Source organism: Reyranella sp. (assembly GCF_965279465.1).
Taxonomy (GTDB): Bacteria; Pseudomonadota; Alphaproteobacteria; order Reyranellales; family Reyranellaceae; genus Reyranella.
Map to the genome: position 1 here is coordinate 5,625,403 of NZ_OZ257242.1, position 19,784 is coordinate 5,645,186.

Annotated in this window: 19 protein-coding genes; 8 read left to right on the forward strand and 11 right to left on the reverse strand. The window is 66.7% G+C overall.

Going from position 1 to position 19,784, the window contains the following annotated elements; translation table 11 throughout:
* Positions 1-40 precede the first annotated feature (40 nt).
* The 5 genes from ACQY8M_RS27500 to ACQY8M_RS27520 all read left to right on the forward strand — a co-directional run bounded on the left by ACQY8M_RS27500 (position 41) and on the right by ACQY8M_RS27520 (position 4,959).
* Positions 41-931 (forward strand): NAD(P)-dependent oxidoreductase, encoded by an 891-nt coding sequence (locus ACQY8M_RS27500; protein ID WP_428662504.1) that lies wholly within the window; start codon positions 41-43, stop codon positions 929-931.
* Between the two features lie 153 nt (positions 932-1,084).
* Complete coding sequence (locus tag ACQY8M_RS27505; protein WP_428662507.1) at positions 1,085-2,311, forward strand: ABC transporter substrate-binding protein; 1,227 nt, start codon at positions 1,085-1,087, stop codon at positions 2,309-2,311.
* 106 nt (positions 2,312-2,417) lie between these two features.
* Positions 2,418-3,293 carry a branched-chain amino acid ABC transporter permease gene (locus tag ACQY8M_RS27510; protein ID WP_428662509.1) on the forward strand — a complete coding sequence of 292 codons (876 nt, stop codon included), beginning with the start codon at positions 2,418-2,420 and terminating at the stop codon, positions 3,291-3,293.
* Positions 3,290-4,240, forward strand: coding sequence for a branched-chain amino acid ABC transporter permease (locus ACQY8M_RS27515; RefSeq protein ID WP_428662512.1), 951 nt, complete (start codon positions 3,290-3,292; stop codon positions 4,238-4,240). The genes ACQY8M_RS27510 and ACQY8M_RS27515 overlap by 4 nt, the downstream gene beginning before the upstream one ends.
* Positions 4,237-4,959 carry an ABC transporter ATP-binding protein gene (locus ACQY8M_RS27520; protein WP_428662515.1) on the forward strand — a complete coding sequence of 241 codons (723 nt, stop codon included), beginning with the start codon at positions 4,237-4,239 and terminating at the stop codon, positions 4,957-4,959. The genes ACQY8M_RS27515 and ACQY8M_RS27520 overlap by 4 nt, the downstream gene beginning before the upstream one ends.
* A gap of 91 nt (positions 4,960-5,050) precedes the next feature.
* Here ACQY8M_RS27520 and ACQY8M_RS27525 read toward each other — a convergent pair whose 3' ends face one another.
* From ACQY8M_RS27525 to ACQY8M_RS27540, 4 genes are read right to left on the reverse strand one after another with little or no spacing between them, the layout of a single operon-like run.
* Positions 5,051-5,758 carry an ABC transporter ATP-binding protein gene (locus ACQY8M_RS27525; RefSeq protein ID WP_428662518.1) on the reverse strand — a complete coding sequence of 236 codons (708 nt, stop codon included), beginning with the start codon at positions 5,756-5,758 and terminating at the stop codon, positions 5,051-5,053.
* On the reverse strand, positions 5,755-6,696 hold the full coding sequence (locus ACQY8M_RS27530) for an isopenicillin N synthase family dioxygenase (RefSeq protein WP_428662520.1): 942 nt from the start codon (positions 6,694-6,696) through the stop codon (positions 5,755-5,757). Before ACQY8M_RS27530 ends, ACQY8M_RS27525 begins: the two co-directional genes overlap by 4 nt.
* A gap of 20 nt (positions 6,697-6,716) precedes the next feature.
* On the reverse strand, positions 6,717-7,772 hold the full coding sequence (locus ACQY8M_RS27535; protein ID WP_428662523.1) for an acyl-CoA dehydrogenase family protein: 1,056 nt from the start codon (positions 7,770-7,772) through the stop codon (positions 6,717-6,719).
* Between the two features lie 55 nt (positions 7,773-7,827).
* Positions 7,828-8,985 (reverse strand): acyl-CoA dehydrogenase family protein, encoded by a 1,158-nt coding sequence (locus tag ACQY8M_RS27540; protein ID WP_428662526.1) that lies wholly within the window; start codon positions 8,983-8,985, stop codon positions 7,828-7,830.
* Positions 8,986-9,062: 77 nt separating this feature from the next.
* On the opposite strand from ACQY8M_RS27540, the gene ACQY8M_RS27545 reads away from it, so the two are divergent.
* Positions 9,063-9,536 carry a nuclear transport factor 2 family protein gene (locus ACQY8M_RS27545; RefSeq protein WP_428662529.1) on the forward strand — a complete coding sequence of 158 codons (474 nt, stop codon included), beginning with the start codon at positions 9,063-9,065 and terminating at the stop codon, positions 9,534-9,536.
* A 137-nt stretch (positions 9,537-9,673) separates the two neighbouring features.
* Here ACQY8M_RS27545 and ACQY8M_RS27550 read toward each other — a convergent pair whose 3' ends face one another.
* Genes ACQY8M_RS27550 through ACQY8M_RS27560 form a run of 3 tightly spaced genes read right to left on the reverse strand, consistent with a single transcriptional unit; the run spans position 9,674 to position 13,202 of the window.
* Positions 9,674-10,663, reverse strand: a complete 990-nt coding sequence (locus ACQY8M_RS27550; protein WP_428662532.1) for a DUF3298 domain-containing protein — start codon at positions 10,661-10,663, stop codon at positions 9,674-9,676.
* A complete protein-coding gene (locus tag ACQY8M_RS27555) occupies positions 10,660-11,811 on the reverse strand; it encodes a pyridoxal phosphate-dependent aminotransferase (protein ID WP_428662535.1) in 1,152 nt (383 codons plus the stop codon). Before ACQY8M_RS27555 ends, ACQY8M_RS27550 begins: the two co-directional genes overlap by 4 nt.
* A gap of 8 nt (positions 11,812-11,819) precedes the next feature.
* Positions 11,820-13,202 carry a gamma-glutamyltransferase gene (locus ACQY8M_RS27560; protein ID WP_428662538.1) on the reverse strand — a complete coding sequence of 461 codons (1,383 nt, stop codon included), beginning with the start codon at positions 13,200-13,202 and terminating at the stop codon, positions 11,820-11,822.
* Between ACQY8M_RS27560 and ACQY8M_RS27565 the strand changes: the two genes are divergently transcribed.
* Together ACQY8M_RS27565 and ACQY8M_RS27570 are read left to right on the forward strand one after the other, a co-directional pair.
* Complete coding sequence (locus ACQY8M_RS27565; protein WP_428662541.1) at positions 13,180-14,559, forward strand: M48 family metalloprotease; 1,380 nt, start codon at positions 13,180-13,182, stop codon at positions 14,557-14,559. The genes ACQY8M_RS27560 and ACQY8M_RS27565 overlap by 23 nt on opposite strands.
* Before the next feature lie 26 nt (positions 14,560-14,585).
* Positions 14,586-15,350, forward strand: coding sequence for a DsbA family protein (locus ACQY8M_RS27570; RefSeq protein WP_428662544.1), 765 nt, complete (start codon positions 14,586-14,588; stop codon positions 15,348-15,350).
* 44 nt (positions 15,351-15,394) lie between these two features.
* Here the strand turns inward: ACQY8M_RS27570 and ACQY8M_RS27575 are convergent, their stop codons facing one another.
* The 4 genes from ACQY8M_RS27575 to ACQY8M_RS27590 all read right to left on the reverse strand — a co-directional run bounded on the left by ACQY8M_RS27575 (position 15,395) and on the right by ACQY8M_RS27590 (position 19,765).
* Positions 15,395-16,867 (reverse strand): hypothetical protein, encoded by a 1,473-nt coding sequence (locus ACQY8M_RS27575; protein ID WP_428662547.1) that lies wholly within the window; start codon positions 16,865-16,867, stop codon positions 15,395-15,397.
* A complete protein-coding gene (maiA, locus tag ACQY8M_RS27580) occupies positions 16,864-17,508 on the reverse strand; it encodes a maleylacetoacetate isomerase (protein WP_428662549.1) in 645 nt (214 codons plus the stop codon). Before maiA ends, ACQY8M_RS27575 begins: the two co-directional genes overlap by 4 nt.
* A 119-nt stretch (positions 17,509-17,627) precedes the next feature.
* Positions 17,628-18,617: a fumarylacetoacetate hydrolase family protein gene (locus tag ACQY8M_RS27585; RefSeq protein WP_428662552.1), complete on the reverse strand. Its 990-nt coding sequence runs from the start codon at positions 18,615-18,617 to the stop codon at positions 17,628-17,630.
* Complete coding sequence (locus ACQY8M_RS27590) at positions 18,617-19,765, reverse strand: homogentisate 1,2-dioxygenase (protein WP_428662555.1); 1,149 nt, start codon at positions 19,763-19,765, stop codon at positions 18,617-18,619. The genes ACQY8M_RS27585 and ACQY8M_RS27590 overlap by 1 nt, the downstream gene beginning before the upstream one ends.
* Positions 19,766-19,784: the final 19 nt, after the last annotated feature.

Consider the following 19,784-nt stretch of genomic DNA (forward strand, 5'->3'; position numbering starts at 1 on the left):
GGATGCTAGCTTAGCAGCCGGTGCGAATGTGGAGGAAATAATGGCAGTGGTGGGCTTCGTCGGCGTGGGACGGATGGGTGGACCGATGGCCTCGCGCCTGCTCGATGCAGGCTATGAACTGTGTATCTACGACGTCTCTCCGGAAGCGCTGAAGCCCTTTGCCGAGCGCGGAGCCCGGGTCGCCGCCTCGCCTGCCGAAGTCGCCTCGCAGGCCGAGATCGTTCTGGTCAGCCTGCCGACGCCCGATATCGTCCGCCAGGTTGCGCTGGGCGGAAATGCTGGCATCATCAACGGCTCGAAAGTGCGCCAGATGATCGACCTGTCGACCACCGGGCCCGGCGTCGCCGCGGAAGTGGCCGGCAAGCTCGCCGAGCGCCAGATCGGCTGGGTCGATTCGCCGGTGAGCGGCGGCATGACCGGCGCCAAGGCCGGCACGCTCGCGGTCATGGTGTCCTGCCCGAAGAAGATCTTCGGCGAGATCGAGCCGATGATGAAGACCTTCGGCAAGCTGTTCTTCGCCGGCGAGAAGCCCGGCATGGCGCAGACCGCCAAGCTCGCCAACAACCTGCTGGCGGCGACGGCGATGGTCGCGACGTCCGAGGTCATGGCGATGGCCGTGAAGGCCGGCCTCGATCCCAAGCTGCTGATCGACATCATCAATGCCTCGAGCGGCCGCAACAGCGCCACGCAGGACAAGTTCCCGCGCGCCATCCTGCCCCGCACCTTCGATTTCGGCTTCGCGACCGGCCTGTCCTACAAGGACGTCCGTCTCTGCGTCGAGGAAGCTGAGGCTATGGGCGTGCCGATGGTCGTCGGCGGCGCGGTGCGCGAGATGCTCGCCATCACTCGAGCCCGCTTCGGCGCCGACTCCGACTTCACCCACATCGCGAAAGTTCTGGAGGAATGGGCCGGCGTAGAGATCAAGGGCTGATCATGTTCCTAACTTCGCGCCGCGCGGGGAAGAATTCATGAGATGTCCGCAGCGTCATCCGCTATGCAGGGCATGCATCTTGCACCGCAATGGCCGTTTGGGACGATCGGTCGGCCCGGGGCCGACTGCTATACGGAAACTGGAGGGAAATTCATGAAGCGTCGTGATGTGTTGGCAGCAGGACTGGGCGCGGTCGCCCTCACCGCCCCGGCTCTTCGGTCGAGCCGGGCCCAGACCAAGACGCTGACGATCGGTGGTTCGGTGCCGCTCACCGGTGCCGCCGCGGAGACCGGCCTCAACGTCAACAACGGCTACATCACCGCCGCAACTTATATCAACGACGTGCTGGGCGGGGTCGAGATCGCCGGAGACAAGTACAAGATCCAGCTGAAGCTGTTCGACGATGCGAGCGACCCGGCGCGGGCCACGACGCTGATCCAGCGCCAGATCGACGAGGGCACGGATTTCTTCCTCGGCTCGTTCGGCTCCAACATCGTGCTGCCGACGGTGGCGATCACCGAGCGCGCCAAGAAGCCCATGGTGCAGACCGGCGGCGGCTCCGACGCGATCTTCACCCGCGGCTACAAATACGTATTCGGCATGTTCCCGCGCGCCACCCGGCAGTTCGCGGCCGCATCGGCGCTGTTCAAGACGCTGCAGCCGACGCCCGCGAGCTACTCCGTGATCTACAACAACGACGCCTTCTCCAAGACCGCGGCCGAGGGTGTGAAGCTCTCGTGCAACGAGGCCGGCTTCAAGCTGCTGGACACTTTCGAGCTGCCGGCGAAGGTGACCGACGTCTCGAGCGTCCTTGCCTCGGTGCGCGCCAACACGCCGGACATGCTGCTCTGCGTCGTGCACGACCAGAACTCGCTGCTGATCGCGCGCCAGATGGTGGCGACGAACACCAACGTGAAGCTGCTGTACCAGGGGCTCGGCCCGCAGCTCGCCTCCTATCGCGAGGCGCTGGGCAAGTATTCCGAGTCGATCCTGTGCTCGACCTACTGGGACGAAGCGGTGCCCTACAAGGACAAGTTCTTCGGCGATGCGAAGAAGTTCACCGAATACTATCGCAGCAAGTTCACGCGCCCGATCGCCTATCACGTCGCCGGCGCCGCCGCCTGCATCGAGACCTATGTGATGGCCATGCAGGCTGCCAAGAGCATCAAGCCCGATGCCGTGCGGGATGCGCTGGCCGCGGCCGACTACGAGACCTTCTATGCGCGCATCAAATTCACGCCCGACGGCGACGGCGATCCGCTGACCCTGGGCGGGATGATCGGCCAGGTCCAGAAGGGCAAGCTCGAGACGGTGTTCCCGGAAGCGGCCAAGTCCGCGGCGGCCATCTATCCGGCTCAGCCCTGGGACAAGAAGGCTTGATCGGTTTGCCGGGAGCGCGGCTCTCCAGAGCCGCTCATGGGGTGGGGCAATGCGAGGAAGAGTGGCTCTGGAGAGCCGCGCTCCCAGCGAAGATCATGAATGTGACATGAACCTGATCGCGCAAACGCTCGCCGACGGCCTTGTCCTCGGCGGCATCTACGCGCTCGCCGCGGTCGGCTTCTCGCTGATCTTCGGCGTGCTGCACGTCATCAACCTCAGCCACGGCATCCTGGTGCTGATGGGTGCCTACCTCGCGCTGATCTTCTCCGAGGCGCTGCACATCGATCCGCTGCTCTGCATCCCGCCGGTGATGGCGGTGCTGTTCTGCGTCGGCTATGCCTACCAGCGCTTCCTGATCCAGCACGCCGTCGACCGCGCTTCGGTCAATTCGATGCTGCTGACCTTCGGCGTCGCGCTGATGCTGCAGAACGCCATGATCTGGGTCTTCTCGCCCGACATGAAGAGCATCACGCCGAGCTATGCCTTCACGTCCTTGAAGCTCGGTCCCGTGAATCTCGACGCGGTGCGGCTCAGCGCGCTGGCGGCGAGCCTGATACTCCTGTCCTGCCTTGCCGCCCTGCTGCGCTTCTCGCCGCTTGGCCGCGTCATCCGGGCGACGGCGCAGCAGACCATGGCCGCGCGGCTGTGCGGCGTGAACGTGCGGCATGTCTATGCGCTGACCTTCGCGGTGTCGGCCGCGTTCGCCGGCGCGGCCGGCATCGTGATCGGCATCATCCTGCCCTTCTCGCCCATGGACGAAGGCGGCTGGACGCTGAACGCCTTCGTCGTGGTCGTGCTGGGCGGCGTTGGCAGCCCCGCCGGGGCGCTGATCGGCGGCCTGCTGCTCGGCCTGGTGAGCACCCTCACGGCGCAATATGTCGGTCCCGCTTTCCCCAACGTGACTATGTTTCTCCTGCTCGTGCTCCTGCTGCTGGTCCGGCCGAACGGTCTCCTCGGCAACGCCTTCGCGCCGTCCCGATGAAGCGCAATCCCACGCTGATCTTCCTGCTGGTCGCGGCCATCGTCGTCGTGCTGGCGGCCGGTCCCCTGTTCCTGCCGCCGTTCTACGTCCGTGTCGGCCAGCTGATGCTCTATTCGGCGGGGCTTGGCCTCGCCTGGGCGATCCTCGGCGGCTTCGCGGGCTATGCGAGCTTCGGCCATGCGGCCTTCATCGGGGTCGGCGCCTTCACCGCCGGCCTTGTCGAGGACAAGCTGTCCCATCTGTCGCCAGCCCTGCTGCTGCCGATCGGCCTGCTCACCGGCGCGGCCTGTTGCGCGGCCCTGGCGGCCCTGCTCGCCTATCCGATCCTGCGGCTGCGCGGCACCTTCTTCGCCATCGCCATGCTCGGCGTCAGCCACGTCTGCGCCGAGGTCACCAACAACATCGATTTCTTCCAGGGCTCGATGGGCCTCAACTTCCCGCCGATCGCGCCGGCCGGCATGGATCCGGCCAATTTCTTCTACGAGATCTACCTCGTGGCCGCGCTCTTCATCCTGCTGGTCTCCTGGCAGATCCGCCGCAGCCGCTTCGGCGCGGGCCTGCTCAGCATCCGCGAGGACGAGGACACCGCGCGCATGCTCGGCGTGCCGACCGAGCGCTACAAGCGCCTGGCCTTCGTGGTGAGCGCGGTGCTGACCGGCGTGATGGGCGTGATCTACGCCCATTCGCTGGGCTACATCACCACCGATTCGGTCTATCGCGACGACACCAATCTCAGCCTGATTGTCTATTCGCTACTTGGCGGCATGGGCACGCTGTTCGGGCCGGTGATCGGCGCCTTCCTGCTGGTCTTCGTCACGCAGGTGATCCTCGGCCGCCTGCTCGACTTCCACCTGTTCGCGACCGGCCTGCTGCTGGTGGTCCTGGTGCTCTCCGCGCCGGGCGGCGTCGCGGGACTGTTGAAGAAGCGAAAGCGGACCGCACCATGAGCCTCCTCACGGTCGAGCGCCTGTCGAAGAACTTCCGCGGACTGGCGGCGATCAGCGACGTCTCGTTCGCGATCGCGGCCGGCTCGATCACCAGCATCATCGGCCCCAACGGCGCCGGCAAGTCGACGATGTTCAACCTGATCACCGGCTACCTGCCGCTGACGGCGGGCGAGATCAGGTTCCGCGAAAAGCGCATCACCGGCATGGCGACCAACCGCATCGCCGAGCTCGGCATCGCCCGCGCCTTCCAGATCGCCCGTCCGTTTCGCGATCTCACCGTCTTCGAGAACGTCCGCGTCGGCGCGCTGTTCGGCAAGGCCGGACCGCGCGATGTGGACGCCACGACACGCCGCGCCATGGAGCTGGCGGCGATCGCCTCGCTCGCCGAGCAGCCGGCGAGCAGCCTGACCGTCGGTCAACTCCGCCATCTCGAGGTCGCCCGCGCCATCGCCACGCGGGCCGACCTGCTGCTCGCCGACGAGCCTTGCGCCGGCCTCAACCCGACCGAAACCGCGGCGATGATCGACGTGCTGCGCCAGGTCCGCACCAACGGCGTCACGGTCGTGCTGGTCGAGCACGACATGCCCTCGGTGATGGAAGTTTCCGATCGCGTGCTGGTGCTCGATGCTGGCCGCCTGATCGCCGACGGCGCACCGAAAGTAGTCGCCAACGACCCCAAGGTCATTGCCGCCTATCTCGGCACGCCCGACGCGGCTTGATCTCTCTTATGCTGGGAGCGCGGCTCTCCAGAGCCGCTCTTCTTCAGATCGACACATCCCATGAGCGGCTCTGGAGAGCCGCGCTCCCAGCTCAATGCCCGAGGAAGGCCCGCCGGACGTAGTCGTTGGCCAGCAGCTCCTGACCTGTCCCGGCGAGCACGACGGCACCCTTCTCCAGCACGTAGCCGCGATGGGCGATGCGCAGGGACTGGTGCAGGTTCTGCTCGACCAGCAGGACGCTGATGCCGCGCTTGTTGACCGCCTCGATCAGCCTGAACACCTCCTGGACGACCATCGGCATCAGGCCGAGCGACGGCTCGTCGAGGATGATAAGCCGGGGCTCGGCCATCAGGCCGCGCGCGATCGCCAGCATCTGCTGCTCGCCGCCGCTCATCGAACCCGCGAGCTGGCTGCGCCGCTCGGCAAGGCGCGGGAACAGGGCGAACGCCTGCTCGACCAGCGCGGCGACCTCATGGCGCTGCTTGATGTGCGCGCCGAGCTGCAGATTCTCCATCACCGTCATCTGCGGGAAGACCAGCCGGCCTTCCGGCACCAGCGTGATGCCGCGGCGCACGACATGATGGCTGGGCGTTCCGGTCAGCGTCTCGCCGCCGAAGCGGACGGCACCCTTCTGCGGGCTGAGCACGCCCGCGATCATGCGCACCGTGGTTGACTTCCCCGCGCCGTTGGCGCCCAGCAGCGCCACGATCTCGCCGGGCTGCACGCTGATCGAGACGTCCCGCACCGCCAGCGCACCGTCATAGGCGAAGGCCAGGCTCGTGACTTCGAGCGCGCTCATGCCGCGGACTGTTGCCGGTAGGAGTAGTTCTTGTCGAGCCGCTCCATCAGATAGTCGCCGTAGCGCACGGCCGGATGCTTCGCCGGCCGGCAAGTCGGCAGCACCTCGACGATGCTGTCCATCGCCATGTCGAAGAAGTACGGGCACGAATAGCGGTCGCTGCCCGACAGGTTCGTCACGCGGTGCGGTGTCGACTGCCAGCGTCCATTGGTCCAGCGCGACAGCATGTCGGCTACGTTCACCACCCACGTGCCCTCGAGCGGCGGCGCGGCCAGCCAGGTGCCGTCCTTGCGCCGCACTTCGAGGCCGCCCTGCCTGTCCTGGGCCAGGATGGTGACGAAGCCATAATCGGTGTGCGGCGCCGAGCCGAAGGCATCATCGGGCGCGTCCTTGGCATGCGGCGGATAATGCAGCAGGCGCAGGAACGTCGTCGGCTGCACGAAATGCGGCGCGAACCAGTCGCGCGAGAGGCCGAGCGCGAGCGCCATCGGCGGCAGCAGGCGCAGGCAGAAGGCGTGCATCGCCTTTTCGTAGGCTTCGACGGGTTTGCGGAAACCCGGCAGGTCGGGCCACAGGTTCGGGCCGTCGAGCGGTCGGCCGTAGCGCGGATCGTCGGGCGCCACCTCGTGCATCAGCATGAACGATTCCGAATCGTTCGGCTTGGTGACCTTCGCGACTGACGAAGTCTGGATGATCGACGTCTTGGGCGCCATGTAGCCGCGATGAAAGCGGTTCATCGCGATCGCGTCCTTGGCCGCGCGCGGCTGGGCGTGGAAGCGCCGTGATGCCTCGAACACGCCGTCGACCAATGACCGGTCGACGCCGATGCCGCGAAAATAGCAGAAGCCGATGTCGGTGAAGGCCTGGTCGAGCTGGCGGGCCAGCGCCTCGTCGGTGGCGCCGGCAAAATCGATGACCGGGAGCATCTGGGCACTCATCAGTCGACCTCAAGCAAGACTCAGGCCGCGTACTGGCTCGACGTGAGGGCCGGCCACAGCGCCTGCGGTCCGGCCTTGGCGAACGCCGTGCCGATCTTCTCGCCCCAGAAGCTCTCGCTGCCGAAGTCTCGGCGCCACACCCAGAGCCGCCGCGTGTAGTGATGCAGGATGTGCTCGTGGGTGAAGCCCATCGCACCCATCGACTGATGGGCGATGGCGGCGATGCGCTGCGCGAATTCCGACGCCTGGCTCTTGGCCGCGGCGATCGAGAAGCGGCCGCCCTCGGCCAGCCCGCCCTCGTCGGCATCGCGCGCCGCCGCCTCGGCCGAAGCGATGGTCGCCGCGACGCAGCTCGCGAGCTCGGCCAGCATGTGCTGGATCGCCTGGAAGGTCGAGATCGGCCGGCCGAACTGAACGCGCTGCTTCGAATATTCGACGGCGATCGCCAGCACCTTGTCGGCCGCGCCCGCCATCTGCATGGCGCGCACCAGCGCGGCCAGCTCGACCGCACGCTCGAGGCTGACCGGCGAGGCGGCCGCGAACTCGCACGCGGGGTTGTCGAACGTCACCGTGCCGTAGGGCTCGCCGGCGTGGGTCGGAACCTCGTTGATGCTGACGTTGCCCGCCGCGACGACAGCGACCATCGGCTTGCCGTTGGCGTTGGCCACGGTCACGAAGCGGTCGGCCACCGCGGCGAACGGCACGCGGTCCACCTTGCCGCTGAGGCGATTGCCGTTGAACGTCACCTTGCCGAGCGCCAACGTGCTGGTCCCGGTCGCCGGCACGCCGTCGGCGGCGGACACCAGCAGGTTGGCGAGCGCGGTCTCGGCGAGCGGCACTGGCACGGCGTGCGAGCCTGCGAGCCGCAGCACCGCCAGCATGTCGGCCAAGGTCCCGCCCGCACCACCCTTGTCCTCGGGGACAGCGATCATCGGCAGGCCCATCTCCTCGATGTCCTTCCAGAAATCGACGGGCCACACGCCCTTCTCGACACCGTTCACGATGCCTTTGCCGCAGCGCTGGGTGAAGAAGCGGTCGGCAGTCTCCAGCAGCATCTCGCGCGATTCGCGGTCCATTGAACTCTCCGTCACAATCCTGGCTGTCTTCTGATCCGTCGTCCTTGGCGCGCTGTCACCTCAACCCCAGCCCGCGGGCAACGATGCCGCGCAGGACCTGAGTGGTGCCACCCTGGATGGTGTAGCTTGGCGCCATCATCGTCGCGTACTGCGCCACGTCGAGGAAATCAGCCATGTCCTCTTCCGTCGTGGCATCGCTCTCGGCGAGCACGCGTGCGATCTCCGGCAGGTCCTGCTGGTAGATCGTGCCGAGGTCCTTGACCAGCGACGCCTCGATCGCCGGCGACTTGCCGCCCTGCATCATGCCCGCGACGGCAACCGACATCTGCCGCAAGGTCCACAGCCGCGCGATGATGCGGCCCAGGATCGCCGCAGCGCGCTTCGCCGGCTGGCGGCCGAGCACGCGAACCAGCTCGCGGAGAATGTAGTAATTCTGCATGAAGCGCTCGGGACCGGAGCGCTCGAAGGCCAGCTCGCTGGTGACCTGCAGCCAGCCGTCGCCTTCATTGCCGATCAGGCAGCTCTCGGGAATGAAGGTGTCGCTGAACGTGACCTCGTTCCAGTCGTGCCGGCCCGCGAGATTGATGATCGGCCGGATCGTGATGTTCGGCGTCTTGAGGTCGACCAGGATCTGGCTCAACCCCTTGTGACGGTCGCCGTGCTGGCCCGATGTGCGGACCAGGGCAATGCAGTAGTGATTGCGATGGGCACCCGAAGTCCAGACCTTGGTGCCGTTGACGCGGAAGCCGCCCGGCACGGGCTCGGCACGGGTGCGGACAGAGGCAAGATCAGAGCCCGAGTCGGGCTCGCTCATGCCGATCGAGAAAAAGCACTCGCCCGCGGTGATCCGCGGCAGGATCGCCTGGCGCTGCTCCTCGCTGCCGAAGCGCAGCAGCAGCGGGCCGGACTGGCGGTCGGCGACCCAGTGGGCGCCGGCGGGCGCGCTGTTGCCGAGCAGTTCCTCGGTGACGACGTAGCGCTCGAGGAAGCTCTTCTCCGAGCCGCCGTACTGCTTGGGCCAGGTGATGCCGATCCAGCCCTGCTTGCCGAGCTCGCGGCTGAATTGCGGCGAGAAGGTGTTCCAGCTGGCGAAGCGGTCCTCCGACTTCACCGTGGGCAGCGTCTCGTGAAGAAATGCGCGGACTTCGACGCGCAACTCTTCCGCTTCCGGCGGCAGATGGAACGGCGGGAACTCGAGCTTGGGTATGGACATTGGCCTTCTCGGCGGTTGGACGCTTCCTCTGTGTCGGCTAATCCTAGCCCGCGCAACAGAGGAGTTTCGAGGGTCGAATGCCGCGCCGTCCTCCCCGCCTGCCGCCGATGATGGCGGAATTCGACGACGACGAGCGGGAAGCCGTGCTCGCGGCCAACCGCGCCTTCTATCGCGCCTTCAACGAGCGCGACTACGAGGCCATGGAACAGCTCTGGGCCCCGACCGGTGCCATGGTCTGCCTGCATCCCGGCCAGGGGCCGCTGCATGAAAGGTCTGAGATCCTGCGCAGCTGGCAGGGCATCCTGGGCCATCCCGAGTCGCCCAAGGTGCGCTGCACCGACGAATGGGTGGTCGGGCGATCCGGCCTCGCCATCGTGGTCTGCCGCGAGATTCTGGCCAACGGCCAGCTCATGGCGACCAACACCTTCGCGCGGCTGGCCAGCGGCTGGCACATCGTAGGCCACCACTCAGGCCCGGTCCCGACGGTCGACCGGAGGCCGACGGCCGCAGCGGCCGTCGCGCCGACGCGGGACCGCCGCAAGCTGCATTGAAAGATCATCATCTGAGGCTTGCCGGTGGCTCAGTGGGGCTTTCCCTCTCCGCCCTTCGGGCACCTTCCCCGTCAGACGGAGAAGGCGGGGTGGGAGAAAGCGACACAACCGCTCTTTCCCGTTTCAGATCAAGATAGTCAGCGCCCAAGCGGGCCGTCGTTGCGGATCAAGCTGCTAAGGCGGCTGTAAGGGATTTCGACGGTGTAGCGTCCCATCACGTACGCAGCGACGTCGTACTGGTTGAAGATGATCTCGAGGGAATCGGCCTTGAAGAGATAGCGATCGGGATCGGCCATGAGCTTGTCGAAGGCGGTGGGCTCGAGCGCTTCGGCGAAGCCCGGCCGCTCCACGAACTGCCGCTTGAGATCGGCACGGGCGATGTCGGTGATGATGCGCTTCCAGTCCGAACCTGCGGCGAAGACGCCGGCAGGCGGCACGCGGTGGCCGGTGCGCAAGTCGACCAGCGTTGCCGTCACGCCGCTCGATCCATGGGCGCCGCCGGTGAAGATGTAGAAGGTCGTCGCCACCGAGATGCTATGTGGGCTTGGGCGAAAAAGCTGGAAGCTCTGGAGATACGTCCAGACCTGATTGATACCGTGATACCCGGCATCTTTTGGCGGTACGGCATCCTGGGCGCCTTTTTCCGCCGCAGCGGCAAAGGCTCTGTTGACCGCCGAGAAATCGACGTTCGGACCATCGAATTGCGGATAGCTGGCATCGATCTCGTAGCGCGTCGTCCCGACCTTGCCGCTCCGCACCAGCGCCTGCTCGCTTACGAAGGGATACGGTCCTTCGCTCTCGGCCTTCAGTGTCGCAATGCGTGCGACGTAGCGCTGCCTCGCGCAGCGGGCAACGTCCTCCGCGCCACCTGTGCAGGCCTTCGCCCGGTTGGCGAGCCAGCGCAGCTGGTCCTGGCTCAGGTGATCCCTGGCCGTTCCGGACAGTCGGTTCCAGAGGGTGCCGTAGACCGTTGCCATCTCACGGTCCGCCTGGGCCAGCCTGGCATCGTCACAGATCGCCCGTTCGACGGCAGTGGATGCCTTTGCACAGTCGAAGCTCGGCTGCGCTTCGGCGGCGGCGGCGGACCAGAGCAATACGATGGCCGCGGTCGCAATTCGAACGATCACACGCGCCTCCACTGTTTCAGGCGTCGAACCGCCTCCTCCATCTCCAACGTCGAACCGGCAAAGGAGATGCGTAGTGTCCCCGCCCCGCGCGCCCGATCAAAATCGACGCCGGGCGTCGTCGCCACCCCCGCCTCGCCCAGCATTCGCTTGCAGAAGTCGCGGCTGTCGTTGGTCAGGTGGGAGACGTCGGCATAGATATAGAAGGCGCCCTGCGGCGGTGTGAGCCGGTCGAGACCGGCCGCCGGCAGACCCGCCATCAGCAGATCGCGATTGACCTTGTAGCGCCGCACGTGGCCGTCCAGCTCGTCGCGGCCGTTGAACGCCGCAAGCGCCGCATGCTGGCTGAGTGTCGGCACCGAAATGAAGAAGTTCTGGGTCAGCCGCTCGATCGGCCGTACCAGCTCGTCAGGCACGATCAGCCAGCCGACCCGCCAGCCGGTCATCGAGAAATACTTGGAGAAGCTGTTGACCACGATGGCATGGTCGGAGACCTCGACCGCCGACGTGGTTTCGCCCTCGTACACGATGCCGTGATAGATCTCGTCGGAGATCAGCCGCACGCCCCGGGTGTCGCACCAGTCGGCCAGGGCTTTCAGTTCCGCGCGGCTCACCATCGTGCCGGTCGGATTGGACGGGCTCGCCACGATCAACCCGGCGATCGGCCCTGCCTTCTCGAGCGCGGCGACCGTCGGTTGGAACCGATCGGCCGCGGAGGTAGGCAGGTCGACGGCTTCGAGGTTGAGTGCCGCCAGGATGTTGCGATAGGCCGGATAGCCCGGTGCCGCGAGCGCTACCCTGTCGCCCGCGTCGAAGCTTGCGAGGAAGGCGAGCGGAAAGCCACCCGAAGAGCCGGTCGTGACGATCACGCGCTCGGGCGACACGTTGGCACCGTAGGTGTCGCGATAGTGCCGTGCGATACGCTCGCGCAACGCCGGCATGCCGAGCGCGGCGACATAGCCGATGCGGTCGCTGTCGAGCGCGGCATGCGCCGCGGTCAATGCGGCTTTGGGTGCAGGCGTGCTGGGCTGGCCGACCTCGAGATGGATGACGGTGTCGCCCGCCGCTTCCTTCTCGGCGGCAGCGGCCATCACGTCCATGACGATGAACGGATCGACGGCGCCGGAACGGCGCGAGACGGGACGCGACATGGCGTGCGTCAGCGCGACGTGGCGTTCAGCGCCAGACCGCCACCGGCCGGGTCGATACCGCTGTTGCAGCTTACGCCGCCGCTCCTGATGCCGTCGGGGCAAGCGATCGCTTCGACATATCCGCCCCGGCCGGCATGCGCCTTGAGCGCCGCCGCGACATATTGCTTGTCCTGCACCGTGCCGCGCGCAATCAAGCCGGTGGCGTAGGCAGCGGACGGCGAACCGCCGCCCGCGCCGGCAAACAGCACCTCGCCATTGCCCGGATTGCCGATCACGAGCGGGCTGACGGCCGTGCTGTCGGCGGTCGGCGTGCCGAGCAGGATGCCGGTACCGGGCACGATGATGCGCGATCCGAAGAGCTGGCCCATCGACAGGCTGCACGCCGCCGCGTTGCCCTTCTCGTCGATCGCCGCGAGCCCCGCGATGCCGCCGGAATCCGAAGGCGCCGCGCCGCCGCCTCCGGGCTGGCCTTTCCATCCGGCGAGCGCGCTGGCCCCGGCCATCGGCGCGGGCGCCACATAGACGCGGAAACCACCATAGCTTTCGCCGGCGGGCGGGCCGGCCTGGGGAACGGCGCTGCGGATCGTCTCGAGCGGCATGCTCCCCCCGAGTTGCGATACCTGTTCTGACACCAGCCGGGCCAGAGTGCCTTGCGAGAGATCGACACCGCCGCGCTGACGGAGGACGCCGAGAGTCGCGGCAAGATCGGTCTGGGCGAAGCTGTCGCCTTCGGTCACCGCGATTCCGCCCCCCTTGCCAAAGATACGGCGCGCCTCGCTGTCGGCACCGAGCGCCACCGCTCCCGCCTGCAGGTCGCGCGACAGGGCGCGCGACACCGGCACACCGAGTCGCGCAAGCCGCTCCGCGGGAGCAACGGTCGCCTCCCAGCGCGCCTGGCCATGGCGGACATGCATCAGCGTGATCGCGCGCACGCCGCTCGGAACCGTGATCGAAACGCCGCGGATACCGCCCGGTGCCGAAACGGGCGCGAAGACGAACGCCTCGCCGGCACGGGTCTTTGCATCATGCACGATGCATGCACCCGATGCGCCGAGGCTCGCGGCGGATGGCAAGGTGACCGCCATGGCGAAATACATCGCGACTGCGGCGTCCGTTGCGTTGCCGCCGGCCAGCAGAACATCACGTCCTACCTCGGCCGCGCGGCTTTCGTCGGCCGCGACAGCGGCGAATTTGACACCGCGCAAGAGGGCACTGAGCGGTGCGCGGTTGGCCGCGATTCCCGTGGGATTGGCAAGATTTTCCGGCGAGGGCTCACTTCCGCCACAAGCCGAGAGCAAAAACCCGGCGGCCAGCGCCAGCTTGCGCAATTGACGGCGCGGCCGGCCATTCATAGCTTGACGGTTAGCCGTGCCGCCCGTGATCCAACGCATCTTCGCCCTCTCCTGTGCCGTGTTGCTTGCGCTCACGCCGCTTCGTGACGCCGTTGCGCAGCAAGGTCAACGGCTCAGTCTGGTCCGCGACGCCGAGATCGAGAACTCGATCCGGGTCATGGTTACGCCGATCTGGCGGGCGGCGGGCCTCGATCCCAGCGCGGTCGAGATCATGATCGTGCAGGACGGCACGCTCAACGCCTTCGTCGCCGGCGGCCAGCGCATTTTCATCAACACCGGCCTGCTGCTGCGCACGGAGCGACCCAACCAGCTGATCGGTGTAATGGCGCACGAGACCGGCCACATCGCGGGCGGCCATCTGGCGCGCGCGCAGGAGGAAATGGAGAAGCTCAGCACGCTGCAGATCCTCGAGGCGCTGCTCAGCGCGGGCGCGATGGCCGGCGGCTCTGTGGCCGGCGGTGCCGGCCGGCCGGCTCCCGCCGATGCCGGCGGCGGCCTGGGCGCGCCCGGCTCGCTGAGGTATTTCTTGAAATATACCCAGACCCAGGAGAACTCGGCCGACCAGGCTGCGATGACTTTCCTCGAGCGCACCCACCAGTCGGTCAAGGGGACCATTGAGTTCCTACGCATCCTGCAGCGCGACGAACGCATGCTGGTGGGCCGCCGAGATCCCTATCTTTCAACCCATCCGCTGACACCCGACCGCATCGCCTTCTTCGAGGAGGCAGCCGCCCGCTCGCAATACACCAATGTCCCCGAGTCGGCGCAATTTCTCGACATGCACCATCGCATCGTGGCCAAGCTTATGGGCTTCCTGACGCCGAGCGTTGCGCTGCAGCGCTACGCCGAGGGCGACCGTGCGGTGCCGGCACGCTACGCCCGCGCGATCGCGCTCTACCGCACGGGGGCCCTCGGCTCCGCGCTGCTCACGATCGATGGCCTGCTCAAGGATTACCCCAACGATCCGTACTTCCACGAGCTGCGCGGTCAGATGCTGTTCGAGAACGGTCGCGCTGCCGAATCAGTGCCGTCCTATCGCCGCGCCGTGCAGCTCCTGCCGGCCGTCGGCATCCTGAAGGTCGATTTTGCCCGCGCCCTGCTGGAAACCAACAAGCCGGACAACGACCGCGAGGCGGTGCGCAACCTCGAGCTCGCCAACCAGACCGAGTCGGGCAATTTCGACCTGTGGCGCCTGATGGCCACGGGCTATTCCAGGCTCAACAATCCCGGCATGACCTCGCTCGCGCGCGCCGAAATGGCGATCATCCGCGGCAATCGCGCTGAGGCACAGTCCCATGCCGCAACGGCTGAACGCCAGCTCCAGCAAGGCACGCCCGCCTGGCAACGCGCCCAGGACATCAAAGCCTACATAAACTCCCGGCCACGCCGGAAATAAGACGCCCTCTTTTCGGAGTGACCTGCATGCGTTCCATCCTTCTGATCCTGTGCGGCGGCCTGGTGGCCGTCGGCGTCGTCCTGGCGGCGCGCGGCACGATGCCGACCGGCCTGGCGACGGCGCCCGCGACGAGCGGCGACAAGGCGGCGCTCGGCAGGTCGATTCGCGACTATCTGATGGCCAATCCTGAGGTGCTGGTCGAGGCCATGCAGGAGCTCGAGCGCAAGCAGGACAGCCAGCGCGACACCGTCGCCCAGAAAGCGATCCAGGAGAATCGGTCGGCGTTGATGAGCGATCCGGAGAGCCCGATCGTCGGCAACCCGAACGGCGACGTCACGATCGTCGAGTTCAGCGACTACCAGTGCCCCTACTGCAAGCGCGCTCACAGCGCGGTGAAGTCGGTGCTCGCTGCCGATAGCAAGGTGAAGCTGGTCTTCAAGGACCTGCCGATCCTGGGCGAGCCGTCGCGCATCGCGGCATTCGCGGCGCTCGCGGCACGGGCGCAGAACAAGCACCTCGCGCTGCACGATGCCCTGATGGAGTTCAGCGGGAAGCTCGACCGCGACCGCATCATGGAGATCGCAGCTTCGGTCGGCCTCGACATCGCCAAGCTTCAGAAGGACATGGACGATCCCAAGCTCAAGGTGCTTATCGAGCGCAACATGGCGCTCGCCTCGGCGCTCGGCGTGCGCGGCACGCCCGCCTTCGTGATCGGCAACCAGTTCGTCCCCGGCGCCGTCGACGCCGACACGCTGAAGCGTATGATCAGCGACGCGCGCACCAAGGGATAATCCCTCTCCTCCCCATCCCCATGGGGAGGAGGGCTTGTCCGGCTTTACCGCGACAGCGTCGCGCTGAGACCAAGCATGTTGACCAGGTCGGATCCCGGGCGGCGGAAATACTCGAGCTTGTCGATGCCGATCGGCGGATCGGGCCTGGCTTCGAGGGTCAGCGTCCCGCCGGTTTCGATGAAGCGCGCGACCGTGTCGAGCAGCTTGGTCATGTCCTCCGAGATCAGCACGCCCGACGGCTGGAAGCGCCGCACCTCCTGAGCGAAGCCGGCGCGCACGGCGGCCAGCGGCTGGCCGCTGGTCGTCGCCACCGCCCGGAGCGAACGTTCGACCAGGCCGCGGTCGGCGACGCCGAGCTTGGCGCCGCTCAGGCCGGCCTTGGTCCGCAGCAAGGCGAGGGTGTCACCGTCATCGATGGCCTGCCAGAAAGCCCCATCCGTCCCGACCAGCTTCATCGACAGGTCGATCTCGCCCAGTTCGGGCCCCGTCAAGGCGCAGCGATCGACCGACACCTCGGACTTGGCGCGATCCTCCGTACCTGCGCAATCGAGCTCGAGGCGAAGGTCTTTCAGGCCCATCGCCTGCAGGGCGATGCGCAACTGCAGCGTCTCGAGGCCGCGCAGCGGCGGCGCCAGCACAAAACCCTGGATACGCAAGCCGGAGCGCTTGACGTCCTGGCCTTCACGCCTGGTTTCCGAGCTGATGCTGCCCAGGGAGATGCCGTAGCGCGTCAGCGCCTCGCCGCCGAAGCCCGACACGTTTGCGGCGTCGAGATCGACCCGTCCGACCGGCATGCCCGGCCGCCATGCCGGCGCGCTCATGGCGGTGAACGCCCGCCGCAGATCGAGATTGGTGAGCTTGAAATCGGCGACCCGGATGGAGGGTGCCTTGGCCGCCTTGGGCGCGATGTCGAAGCCCGTAATTGCGACCGAGCCGATCATGCCCTTGTCGAACCGTTCGATGTGCACGGCGCCCAGAGCGACCGAGTCGCCCTTGATGTCCGTGAAGACGGTGCCCTTCTGCTCGAGGCGCGCCATCGATAGCGCTCTGGCGATGCGCGCACCGAGATGGCTGAGCGGATTGGGGCTGCCGACAGGCGGAGGCTCGTAGCGTTGGAGGTCGAAGCCCTCGACCACCAGCGAATCGATCGACCAGTTCGCCCGCTCCTCGACCGCGTGGATATCGTCGAGCTCGAGCCGGCCGGCCTGCAAAGGATCGCCGAGTTGCAGGCCCGAAAGCGGAGTGTGGCCCTTGATCAGTTCGCCAAGGGGCCAGGCGAGTCCCGAAGCCTGCCAGCGACCGATGGTGATCTCGCCGAACTGCTTCGTCCGCAAATTGGTGAGCTGGATGCGCCGATCGAGCAGTCCAACCTCGACCGCTCCGACTGTCGTCTTTCCATCGAGCTCCATGTCGCTCTTGATCTGTGCCGCGGCGTGCTTCTCGATAGTCGGCACTGCCGCCACGGCACCGCCGACCAACAGGACAACGACAACGGCGGCAACGAGGAGCTTCTTCATGGTTCGGCGTCCGGCTGCTTCGAAGGTTGCGCCGCATCGAATGCCGGGTGCTTCATGCAGGTTGCATGGACGCGCTGGATGGTCGGGAACCTCGACATATCGACCTTGAAGCGCGCCGCATTGAAGACCTGCGGCACGAGGCAGAGGTCGGCCATGGTCGGCCGGTCGCCGTGGCTGTAGCTGCCGGTATGCCGGTTGCCTGCAATCGAGGCTTCATAGGCCTCGAAGCCGGTCTCGATCCAATGGCGCGACCAGGCAAAGGTGGCCTCCTCCGACTGCTCGTACCTCTCGCGCAGATAGGCCATGACGCGCAGGTTCTGGATCGGATGGATGTCGGCCGTCGGGATCAGCGCCAGCGACCGCACGCGCGCCCGGCCGACCGGATCCGTGGGCAGCAGCGGCGGATTGGGGTGCGTCTCGTCGAGATATTCGAGGATCGCCATCGACTGAGTCAGCACCTCGCCCGAATCGAGGACCAGGGCGGGCACAAGCTTCTGTGGATTGATCGCGACATAGTCGGGCAATCGCTGCTCGCCCTTGCGCAGGTGCCGGAACGCATGCTCGACCGCAATTCCCTTGAGGTTGAGCGCGATGCGCACGCGAAACGCCGCCGACGAGCGGAAGTAGCCGATGAGCTTCATGGAGCCTCCGCCGCCGTTATAGCCGCGGCCCGGAGCGAAGCCGAGTGGCCACTTCAAGGCATGATCGCCTCGTCATCGGTGCGGTCCATGACCCCTCCGCCCCTGCGGGGCACCTCCCCTCAGGGCGGGTCGTACTTCACGACCTTCTGGTCGATTGCGCCGAAGATCGAGCGGCCGGCGCGGTCGAGCATCTCGATGCGGATGTGGTCGCCGAATTTCATGAACGGCGTGGTGGGTTTCCCGCTTTCGATCGTTTCGCGCACACGGCGCTCAGCGATGCAGGAACAGCCGACCGAAGGATCGCGATTGGCGACGGTGCCGGAGCCGACCACCGTGCCCGCCTCCAGGAATCGGGTCTTCGCGGCGTGGGCGATCAGCTGGCCGAAGTCGAAGGTGAGATCGGTCGCCGCGTTGGGATGGCCGAACTCCTTGCCGTTGAAGGTCGAGATCAGCGGCAGGTTCAGCTTTGCGCCGTCCCAGGCCTCGCCCAACTCGTCGGGCGTGACCGCAACCGGCGCGAAGGCCGTCGCCGGCTTGCCGTGGAAGAAGCCGAAGCCCTTGGCCAGCTCGCCGACGATCACGTTGCGCAGCGAGACATCGTTCAGGATGGTGACCAGCTTGATGTGCTTGCGCGCCGCCTCGGGCGAGACGCCCATCGGCACATCGTCGACGATCACGCCGATCTCGCCCTCGAAGTCGATGCCCCACGCCTCGTCGGCCACCTCGATCTCGTCGTTGCAGCCGACGAAGGAGTCCGAGCCGCCCTGGTACATCAGCGGATCGGTCCAGAAGCTGGGCGGCATCTCGACGCCGCGCGCCTTACGGACCAGCTCGACGTGGACGACGTAGGCCGACCCGTCGGCCCACTGATAGGCGCGCGGTAAAGGCGCGGCGAGCGCGCCGGTATCGAGCTCGAATGAGCCCGGCGCCTTGTCGTCGCGCAGCCGCTCGGAGAGATCCATGAGCTTGGGCGCGACGTTGACCCAGTCCTCGATCGCCTTCTGCAGCGTGGGCACGATGCCGGTAGCGCGGACCGCCCGCTTCAGCGCACGATCGACGACGACCAGCGTGCCGTCGCGGCCGCCTTCTTTTAGCGATGCGAGCTTCATTACTCGGCCGCCTGCTTCAGCTCGACCGGACGCCACGACTTCACGTAGCCCTCGAACTCGACGCCGGCCGGCATGGCGGCGATGTCGATCGCGTCGCGCGTGTCGATCATGACGGCGACCTCGTCGGTCTCGGTCCTGCCGCCCTTGGTCGCGGCATTGAACGCCTTGGGATGCGGGCCGTGCGTGAAGCCCGAGGGATGCACCGTCATCATGCCGGGATGGATGTTGTCGCGGCTGAAGAAGCTGCCCTTGTGATAGAAGATGATCTCCTCGAAGTCGTCGTTGTTGTGGAAGAACGGCAGCTTCAGTGCCTCCGGATCGCTCTCGAACGGCCGCGGCACGAAGGTGCAGACGACGAAGCGCCCCGCCACGAAGGTGGTATGCGCCGACGGCGGCAGATGCGCGCGGTGGCTCATCACCGGCCGCAGGTCGCGCCAGTTGATACGCACGACGCTGAGATCGCCGTGCCAGCCTACGACATCGAGCGGATTGAACGGGAAGGTCACCGTCGACAGCGTATTGCGCCGCTTGACCGAAACCTTCCAGGGGCGCTCGTTCTGCTGCGCCTTGAACGCGTCGTCGATATGCGGCGTGTCGAGCATCGCCGGATCGAAGATCGCGTGCCGGCCGATGATGCCCTTCTCCGGCAAGGTGAAGTGCTCGTTGGTCGCCTCGACCATCAGCGATGTCGTCGACTGGCTCGGCGACAGCCGCCACATCGTGCCGCGCGGAATCACGAGATAGTCGCCGTCGCGGTACTCCAGCCGGCCGTAGTCGCAGAACAGCTCGCCCGCCCCCTCGTGGATGAACAGGAGCTGGTCGCCGTCGCTGTTGCGCGCCAGCTCGGTCATCGGCCGGTCGAGCTTCCAGATGCGCATCTGGAGGTGCGGATTGTCCATTACCCGCTCGGCCTGCCACGGGCTCGGCTGCGCCGTCGCGAGCTTGCTGAGGTCGAGCGCGCGCGGCCGGATCGGGCCGTCGAACTCGACCCAGTCGGTCGGCTTGTGCCTGTGATGGAACTGCGCCGAGGGCCCGAAGAAGCCCTCCTTGCTGATCTCGCGTTCGTAGGTGCCTTCGGGGAGGCGGACATGCGCCTGACGCGAGGCCGTTCCCTCGACCTGACGGAGGGGAATCCAGTTCTTGGCCATCTTGCTTCCTCCTTTGAAA